Origin of the sequence: Pseudomonas agronomica, assembly GCF_025917275.1 — a bacterium.
Classification (GTDB): Bacteria; Pseudomonadota; Gammaproteobacteria; order Pseudomonadales; family Pseudomonadaceae; genus Aquipseudomonas; species Aquipseudomonas agronomica.
Genome location: NZ_JAOSHO010000862.1, coordinates 1 through 1,202, shown reverse-complemented (window position 1 = coordinate 1,202; position 1,202 = coordinate 1). Strand labels below are relative to the sequence as shown.

Below are 1,202 nucleotides of genomic sequence, written 5' to 3'. Positions count from 1 at the left end.
GTTTGTGTCCTTGCTGACAGATATCCGGTGCCGGTTAGAAACTCATATCCACCTTCGTCCAGAGCGTGCGCCCCGGTTCGTTGATGGCCTGGGGGTCGCTCGCCGGGTAGCCGAACCCGGCGTTGCCGGCCAGGTTCAAGTGCTCGGCGTAGGCTTTGCCAAACAAGTTGTCGACGCCGCTGCTGACCTTCCAGTTCGAATTGATGCGATAGGCGCCGTTGAGCGAGAAGACCCCGAACCCCGAACTTTTGCCGTAGTCCTTGCCCACCACGTTGCCCTTGTTTTCATCGACGCGGTGCTGCGCCGCCACCACCCGCCACAAGGCGCCGGCGCTCCAGCGGTCTTCGCTGTAGGTGAGGCCCAGGCGCGCGTCCAGCGGTGGCATCTGCGCCAGGGCGCTGCCGTCGCTGCTGTTCTTGCCCCAGGCGTAGGCCAGGGTGGCGTCGGCTTTCCAGCGTTCGGTGAGCATGTAGGCCGCACCCAGTTCACCGCCCATGATCCGCGCATCGATGTTCTCGGCCCGGGAGGTGGTACCCATCATGCCGGGGGTGTAATCGAACAGGATGTAGTCGCGCACCTGCCCGACATAACCCGATGCCCAGGCTTGGAGGGTGTCGGTCTTGTATTGCAGGCCGAAGTCGAGCTGGGTGGTTTTCTCCGGCTTGATCGCGTCGAAGGCATTCAACGAACCGCTGGGGCCGGCGTTCGGCGAGAACAGCTCCCAGTAGTCCGGGAAACGTTGCGCGTGACCGACACCGGCATAGAGGGTAGTGGGGCTGTCGTCCAGGTCGTGTTCGTAGCGCACGAAACCGCTGGGCAGCGTGTCGGCGCGGGTGTCATCGGCGGTGGGATTGGGCTGGGCCGACATGCCGGAACCGATGCTCTGGCGATAGTCCTTGGCCGAGGCGCGGTCGAGCCGGGCGCCGGTGATAACCCGGTCGCGGTCGGCGGCGTACCAGGTCAGTTCGCCGAACACTCCGTAATTGTGGAAGTCGGCGTCCTTGGTATAAGGCAGGTCCTTGTAGGTATCCACGCCCATGCTGCTGCGTTGGCGATGCTCGTTGGTCTGCGCGTCGAGGCCGCTGATCAATTGCACATCGGCCCAACGCCAGGTGGCCTTGATGCGAGCGCCGAGGGTGCGGCGGTCGACGTTGGACGCCATGGGTCCGGCCATCATCCCGGTGCCGGACGGCGTGCGCAGG

At 64.6% G+C, this 1,202-nt stretch carries 1 protein-coding gene; it reads right to left on the bottom strand.

All coding sequences use genetic code 11. The features are described from left to right. Positions 1–34: 34 nt before the first annotated feature. A partial coding sequence (locus tag OC610_RS27740) for a TonB-dependent copper receptor (protein WP_264432743.1) occupies positions 35–1,202 on the bottom strand: 1,168 nt, incomplete at its 5' end.